A 7,932-nucleotide genomic window follows, 5' to 3' on the forward strand; every position below is an offset into this window, starting at 1 on the left:
GGATTCCGGCGGCCGTCAGGGCGGCCGCGGCGACGCTGCCCGCGAGTTTGCTGGATCGCCCTGCGGGGTTGCTGGATCGCCCCGCCGCGTTGCTGGATCGCACTGTTCGAAAGGACAAGGTCCACACCCCTTGTTCGGATCGTTCGGTCGATTTCTCTACACCGCCGCGAACATACCAAAGGAACTGGTTGGTTCCAGGGGTGGTCGACAGGAAACGCCGAGAGCCGGACAAACAGGATTATTGAACTGACTCAGCAGATTTCACGCGAAGCCCCCGCGCGCCGTTTCCGGCGCACGTGGGGCTGAAATTGTGAGACCGCGGGTATGTTTCTTAATTCCTTTGGAGTGCAAGTTGTTTCGACCGCGTAAACCCTACCATTGCTCTGGGGACGACAAAGGAAGGATCACACCATGTCGTTGATACCCGGCGCCTCCGCTATCGGGCGCGGATTCAATATTCTGGGAACCTATAGCGCCAAGTCGCTCATGCCGCAGATAATCGCTCTTGGTCCGGAGGACAAGACCTGGGAATATCCCCCGACCGGGATCGTCTATCAGGTGCCGCAGAACGCCCAGCCCACCGAGTCCACCCACACCACGGGTTCGTCCTATGTTTACAACACGGTCGAACAGTTCCAGTCGCATTTCTCGCAGAAGGCGGGCGTCAAGGCCTCCTACGGCGCGTTCAGCGGCCAGTTCGACCTGGCCTACCAGAAAACTGTAAATACCGACCAGTCATACTATTACGGCATTTATGAAGCCGACTTCACCGCGTGGGATCTCCTGCTCGGTGACCGATCACCGGACATGCAGACCCCGGCTTTCCGCAATGATCCGGATGTGAAGAACCTGCCGGATACCTTCACCCCGCAGAATCAAGAGCAATTCTTCTCGATGTTCCGCAAGTGGGGAACCCATTTGGTCGACCGGGTCGTCGTGGGCGGCAGCCTCGACTACTACGAGGCCGTGCAGACCAGTTACTCCTCCAACCAGCAGTCGGTCAGCGCCAACATCACGCTCGAGTACAAGGCCGTATTCACCTCGGGCAAGGCCGAATCCAAGACGCAGTGGGACACCCTCGGCAAGAGCTGGTCCAACAGCCGGCTGGTCACCGTCAGCGCCACCGGCGGCGACAACTCCATCCTCGACGCCCTCAACCCCAGCTACGGCGACAACCACGTCGGCATCTTCACCCAGTGGTCGAACGCGGTCATGAAGAACCCGGCGGTCATCGAGTACACCCTGAAACCGTTGACGCACCTGTTCTACGGCCAGCAGGCCGCCGCGGTGGCGGATGCGTTGGAGGCGTACACGAACGGCGCGATCCTGGTCTTCGCCGACACCGACTACACCCCGGGCACCGCACCCGGCGGCGGCAATGTCTCCACCGGTTGGGGCATCATCACCAACGGCAATGTGGCGGTGGCGTCGCCGCCGGTGGAACCGCCCCCGCCGCACATCGTCGGGCCCGGCCAGGTGGCGCCGGTGGGCGGATATCAACTGGCGCTCTACGATCCGCACACCTATGAGCCGATCATGTGCCACCTGTACTACCAGACGTATGTCGGGCAGACGCTGAAACCGAATCCGTCGATCTATCACGCCATGATGACCGATCTCAACAAGGTCACCCAGCATGGATATGTCGCCGCGGTCAGCGGATTCGGGATCGACCTACAGAACTATCCGTCGCAGGAGTTCTCGAACTGGCTGTTGAGCATCGGCGCGACCATGAACCTCTGGAAGAAGTTCAAAGGCTATGACTACAAGGCCGGTTCCTGCTGCTACGTGGTACTGGGCAGGCAGGGATCGGTGCAGGGGCATGCGATCGAACTGTTGCAGGCGATGTACTCGCCCGCGAACTGGCTCGAGCAGCCGTACCTGTTCAATCTGAACCCGTCGGTGCTGGGCCTGACCTATGCCCGCACCGCCAATAAGGCCCTCGGACAGCGTGGTTACGGCTCGCTCGTATTGCCGGAAGGGTCCGGAAAGTAGTGTCCCGATTCTCGGGCGCGGATTCTTACACGCCTTTGTCATTCGTTTGAATCGGGTTTGACCTCGGCCGCGCACGATTCCTGTGAGCCGCCCGGAAGTGCCGGGCGGCGCACGGATGAGGGAGCCGAGGGCATGCGCGCTGGAATACGGTCCGGGATGGGTTTGGCCGCGGTCGCGGCGATAGCTGCGGGTTTGATCACGGGATGCGATGCGGGGGAGCGGGATCGCGCGCTGCCGTGGTGCCCGACGGTCGAGGGGTACGCGGTGGACTGCGGCACCGTGACGCGGCCGCTGGTCGAGGGCCGGGCGGAACTGGGCACCGTCGAGGTCGGGTACGCGCTGATCAAGCATCCGGGCGGGCAGCGGGCGGCGGGGACGATCCTGCCCAATCCGGGCGGGCCCGGCGTGCCGATGATCTCGCATGCGGCCGAGGCCGCCCAGGTCACGGCCGGACTGCTCACCGATCATGATGTGCTGCTGATCGATCCGCGCGGCACCGGGGTGTCCGGCGCGATCGACTGTGGTGTGGGGGCCGACGAGTATCAGCTGGGCACCCGTGAACAGCAGCGGGATGCGGTCGACCGGTGCGCGGATCGGCTGGGGGACAAGGCGGCCGGGTACACCTCGGCGGCCACGGTGGACGACTTCGACGCGGTACGGGATCGCCTCGGCATCGACAAGGTGATCCCGTACGGCATCTCCTACGGGACCTATCTGATGCCGGTCTACGCCCAGCGCCATCCCGACCGCGTCGCCTCGATGGTGCTCACCGGCGCTTACCCCGCCGATCACGACCCGCTGCAACGGCCCAACGCGGCGGCGGTCTCCCTTGCACTGCAACGCATCTGCGAGCGCAGCCGGGCCTGTGACGGCAACATCGCCGTCGAGGATCTGCACACGGTGGCGACCCGCCTGCGTGAGCATCCGCTGCCGGTGCGGGCCAAGTCCGACGTACTGCTGACCGAGGCCAAGCTGGCGAGCCTGGTCTTCGAGGCCGCCACCAGCAATGTCGGCGCGGCCCCGGAGCACATGACCCCGCTGGGTCTGCTGCCCGCCGCCCTGCATGCTTCCGTGCGCGGCGACGACACCGGTCTGACCGAGTTCGTCCGGCTCACCACCGAGGAGCCCGCCTACGAGAACATCGGGCTCTACATCACGGTGGCGTGCAACGACTATCCGTCGCTCTGGTCGCGGGACGCGGCGCTGCCGCAGCGCGAGCAGCAGTACCGGCAGCGTCTGGCCGAGACCGCGGGCCAGTACGGGGCGTTCAGCGCCGAAGGCTTCACCGCGGGACAGCGCGACGGCGGCGACGCCTGTCTGCGCTGGCCCGGCATCCCCGGACATCAGCGGCCCGACCAGGTGACCACCCCGCTGCCGGATGTCCCGGTACTGGTGCTGTCGGGTGACCTGGACGCCATCACCCCCGACGCCAACGGCAAGCTGGTGGCCGCGAAATTCCCGCGCGCGACCTTCATTTCGGTGCCCAATACCGGGCATGTGCCGGATCTGGAACCGAGCGGCTGCGTGGTCGGCCTCGTCGCGGGCTTCGTACGCACCGGCGCGGTGACGGGCGCGGAGTGCGTCGCCGCGCTGCCGCCGATCGTCGTGGCCCCGGTCACGAACTGACGGGAGCCCTGCGATGACGGTGTCCGCCACCGACCAGACTGACCCGATGGCATCAGCGAAAGTGCTCGTGGTCGAGGACGATCCGAATGTGCGCAGCACCCTCGAACAGTTGCTGCGGTTCGAGGGGTATCGGGTGAGCGTGGCCTGCGACGGGCGGGAGGCCCTGGACCTGCTCGAGACCGACCGGCCGGATCTGGCGGTGGTGGATGTGGTGATGCCGCGCCTGGACGGGCTGTCACTGTGCCGGACGTTGCGGCGACGCGGGGACAGGCTGCCGATCCTCGTGCTCACCGCGCGGGGACAGGCCGGGGACCGGGTCGCCGGACTCGACGCCGGGGCCGACGACTACCTCGGCAAGCCGTTCGACACCGAGGAACTGCTCGCCCGGCTGCGCGCGCTGCTGCGGCGCAGCGCACCCGCCGAACCCGCGGTGCTGGCGGTCGCCGACCTCAGCCTGAACCCCGCTACCCGGGAGGTCCGGCGCGGGGACCGGCTGCTGGAGCTCACCCGCACGGAGTTCGACGTGCTGGAGCTGCTGTTGCGCAATGCGCCGGTGGTGCTCACCAGAGGTCAGATCTACGAACACATCTGGGGCTTCGACTTCGACACCGAGTCGCGGTCGCTGGATGTGTACATCGGGTATCTGCGGCGCAAGACCGAGGAGGGCGGCGCGCCGCGACTCATCCAGACCGTCCGCAATGTCGGCTTCACCGTGAAGGCGGCGTGATGCGGACCCGGCTCACCCTGGTGGTGTTCACCGCGACCGTGGTGGCCATCGTGGTCGCCCTGGTGACGGCGTATCGCAGCGTATCCCCGCTGGTGGCAGCGCAAGTCGACCGCAGCCTGGGTGACCGGGCCGACACGGTGCTGGCTGTGCTGCGCGCGGCGGAGAACCAGTCCGCGCCCGGTGGCGCCGCCACGTCGGGCCCGTCGGCACCGAGCGGGGCGGCCCCAGCGGGGACGATGCTGCCCGTGCGCTCCGATATGACCGAGCAACTGCTGCTCGCCGACGGGACCGTGCGGCCGCTGACCGCGGGGCGAGATCCGTTGCCGGTCAACGACACCGATCTCGCCATCGCCAGATCCGGGAGCGGCAGCGCCGAGACCGAGGTCATGGTCGGCGACATCTCCTACGGCGTCCTGACCAAGGCGCGCCCCGGCGGCGGCGCGGTCATGGTCGGCCAGGACTACGCCGAGGTCGAACGCGTCGACCGCGAATTCCTCTGGCGCACCGCCTCGATCACCACCGTCGCCGTGCTGCTGGTCGCCCTGACCGCCTGGCTGGCCATCGGCCGCATCCTGCGCCCCATGCGCCGCCTCGCCCAGGCGACCCAGCGCATCACCACCACCCGCGAGCTGACCACCGTGCTCCCCGAGGCGGGTAACGACGAAATCGGCGATCTGACGCGCGATTTCAACGCCATGCTCGCCGCCCTGCGCCTGTCCCGGGCCCAGCAGCACCGCCTGGTCCAGGACGCCGGACACGAACTGCGCACCCCGCTCACCTCGGTCCGCGGCAGCGCCGAACTCCTCCAGCGCGCCAAGGGCCGCCTCGACCCGGCCGACGAATCCCAGGTCCTCACCACCCTGGTCCAGGAGGCCAAGGCCCTCGACGCCCTGGTCGGCGAACTCGTCGAACTCGCTACCGACCAGCACACCACCGAAACCCCCGCGCCGCTGGATCTTTCCACCCTGGCCGAGGAGTCCGCCCAGCGTTTCCGCCGTCGCACCGGCCGGATCATCACCGTTTCCGTGACGAACCCGGCCACCCTCGCCGCGCGCCCCCGGGCGCTGGCCCGCTGTGTGGACAACCTGCTGGACAACGCACTCAAGTTCAGCCCCTCCGATACGGAGATCGAGATGTACATCCGTGGAACGGAATTGGCGGTCCTGGATCGCGGTCCCGGCATCGAGGCGGCAGACCGGGAGGCGGTGTTCGACCGTTTCTACCGCGCCGACCGCACCCGTTCCACGCCAGGCTCGGGTCTGGGTCTGGCCATCGTCCACGACATCGTCACCGCCCACGGCGGCACGGTCTTCGCGATCGATCGCCCGGGTGGTGGCGCGCAGGTCGGATTCCGGCTGCCGGGGAATTAGGGAAGCCCCGGGGCGTAGCCTGCCCCGGGGCCTCGGGGGCCGCCAATTGCGGCACGCCGACACGTTTAAGAACGAGCTGAGTCTGAAGTTGACGTGACGCTCTACGTTTGAGCTACGGCCCATCGGTGGCTGAGCCGGCGGGAGTTGAACCCGCAACCTTCACGCTGACTACCCGTTCCTTCGATTCGGCGTTCGGCGGCGAATGCTGAAGCTGGAGCGATAATGTGAGTTTGAGTCGGCCGCGGTGCCTCTGCCGTTTGGGCTATCCCGCCTCGAATGGCGGGAGAGGGACTCGAACCCCCACTGTGCCGCTGAGCCGATCACATCGAACTTCGGTTTCAGCTTGCGCTCCTTGCGCATTGGAGACTCTAGACGGCGGTGTGGTTGTCGGCCAAGCCAATATCGACGCGGTCGGCGGGCGGTCCGGGGTTGACGGGAATATGTAGATCGGTCTACTTTCTCGGGTATGGGTCAGAAGGGCGCCGAGACGCGCGACCGGCTGCTGGACGCGACACAGGAGTCGGTCGAGGCCGCAGGGTATTTCGGCACCGGGCTCAACCAGGTGATCGCGCGCAGCGGCGCGCCCCGGGGCTCGCTGTATTTCCACTTCCCGGGCGGCAAGGACCAGCTGGTCGGGGAGTCCGTGCGCCGGGCGGGCGCGGCGATCGGCGATTCCTTGGGGGCACTGGCCGATTCCGAGCTGCCGGTGGCCGACGTCGTCGACCTGGTGCTGCGGCAACTGGGGGACCGGCTCGAGGAGTCGGAGTGGCGCAAGGGTTGTCCGGTCGCCACCGTGGCGCTCGAGACGGCCGCCTCCAACGACTCGATCCAGGAGGTGTGCGCGGAGGTCTACTCCTCGTGGGAGGACATTCTGCGTGCGCGCCTGGCCGGGCAGCCCGGGGGCGATGACCTCGCGACCACGATTCTCGCGCTCATCGAGGGCGCGCTGATCCTGGCCCGGGCGCATCGCGACCGGGAACCGCTGAACCGGGTGGCCCGGCAGATCGCGGTCTGGCTGCGCTGAACTCCCGCAAGTGAATTCGGGCCGACGTGACGTCGGCCCTCCTTCCTGACCAAGAAATATGTAGACCGATCTATTTATGGAGTGGGTATGGATGCAATCGTCTTCGGCGCAACGGGATTCATCGGCCGATCACTGGTCGCCGAGCTCCTCGGCGAAGGGCGAACAGTCGCGGCGGTGGTCCGCGACGACACCCTCACGCCGTGGCTCGCCGCGCGCGGGGTCGAGCTGGCCGGGCTGACCGTCGTCACCGCCGACATCACCGAACCGCTCACCGGATTGCCCGAGGCCCGCGACGTCTACAACACCGCCGCCCGGTACGCCTTCGGACTCGGGGAACGAGAAGCCCGGGCCACCAATGTGATCGGGGCGATCAACGTCCTCGAATGGGCCGCGACCCTGCCCGCCTTGCGGCGGTTGGTACACGTGAGCGGATACCGGGTGAGTGCGCCCGATGGCGAACCTGACTACGCGGGGCTGGGAGCCTACGAGGCGTCGAAGTTCGAGGGCGATCTCGCGGTCCGGAAGCTGGCCGCCGCACGCGGTGTGCCCCTGAGCATCGCCAATCCGAGCACCGTGATCGGGCCGGGGCAGCACATCGGCCTGGCCGGGCTGGTCCGGGATCTCTGGGCAGGGCGGCTGCCCGCGATTCCGGGCGGCCCCGAGGTGTTCGTGCCGATCGTCACCCTCGACTACTTCGTGCGGTTCCTGGTTCGCATTCCCGAATCGCCTGCGGGCGAGCGCTATTGGGTGCTCGACGACAACACGCCACGGCTGCCGGAATTGATTCGCACGCTCGCCGTTCACCTGGGGGTGCGGGCGCCGAGCCGCAGTGTCCCGGTCGGCCTGCTGCGCCGCCTGCCTCGGCAGCTGACGGGGGCCGATCCCGAGACGCTGTCGTTCCTCTCGACCGACCGCTACCCGACGGAGTCGGCCCGATCCTTCGCCGCCGCCGCGAATCTGGCGATGCCCGCCGCCGACGAGGCGCTGCGCACCTGGGCCGACGACCTCATCGCGGAACGCTTCGGCGCGGCCGCACCGTGGTCGCGCCCCTACGGTTTCGAGACGGTCGCGGGCAGTCGAACCTGGATCGTGGGCGACCGGTACGAACCCGATCATGTGCTGCTGCACGGTCTTCCCTGGACGCGTTCCTTGTTGCCTTCGATAACCTTCACGTGCACGTTGACCGTGTC

General features: G+C 67.3%; 7 protein-coding genes. All 7 read left to right on the forward strand.

The genetic code is table 11. From position 1 onward, the window contains the following. A partial coding sequence (locus ACWELQ_RS30985; protein WP_452400573.1) for a hypothetical protein occupies positions 1 to 245 on the forward strand: 245 nt, incomplete at its 5' end. 166 nt (positions 246 to 411) lie between these two features. After that, positions 412 to 1,995 carry an MAC/perforin domain-containing protein gene (locus ACWELQ_RS30990; RefSeq protein WP_452400574.1) on the forward strand — a complete coding sequence of 528 codons (1,584 nt, stop codon included), beginning with the start codon at positions 412 to 414 and terminating at the stop codon, positions 1,993 to 1,995. Positions 1,996 to 2,127: 132 nt separating this feature from the next. Beyond that, complete coding sequence (locus ACWELQ_RS30995; RefSeq protein ID WP_452400575.1) at positions 2,128 to 3,621, forward strand: alpha/beta fold hydrolase; 1,494 nt, start codon at positions 2,128 to 2,130, stop codon at positions 3,619 to 3,621. 46 nt (positions 3,622 to 3,667) lie between these two features. Beyond that, complete coding sequence (locus ACWELQ_RS31000) at positions 3,668 to 4,348, forward strand: response regulator transcription factor (protein ID WP_452400576.1); 681 nt, start codon at positions 3,668 to 3,670, stop codon at positions 4,346 to 4,348. After that, entirely contained in the window at positions 4,348 to 5,718 is a 1,371-nt protein-coding gene (locus ACWELQ_RS31005) for a HAMP domain-containing sensor histidine kinase (protein WP_452400577.1), read from the forward strand. Before ACWELQ_RS31000 ends, ACWELQ_RS31005 begins: the two co-directional genes overlap by 1 nt. 466 nt (positions 5,719 to 6,184) lie before the next feature. Continuing rightward, complete coding sequence (locus ACWELQ_RS31010) at positions 6,185 to 6,742, forward strand: TetR/AcrR family transcriptional regulator (RefSeq protein WP_452400578.1); 558 nt, start codon at positions 6,185 to 6,187, stop codon at positions 6,740 to 6,742. A gap of 87 nt (positions 6,743 to 6,829) precedes the next feature. Beyond that, a partial coding sequence (locus ACWELQ_RS31015) for an NAD-dependent epimerase/dehydratase family protein (protein ID WP_452400579.1) occupies positions 6,830 to 7,932 on the forward strand: 1,103 nt, incomplete at its 3' end.

Source organism: Nocardia sp. NPDC004722 (genome assembly GCF_053601505.1).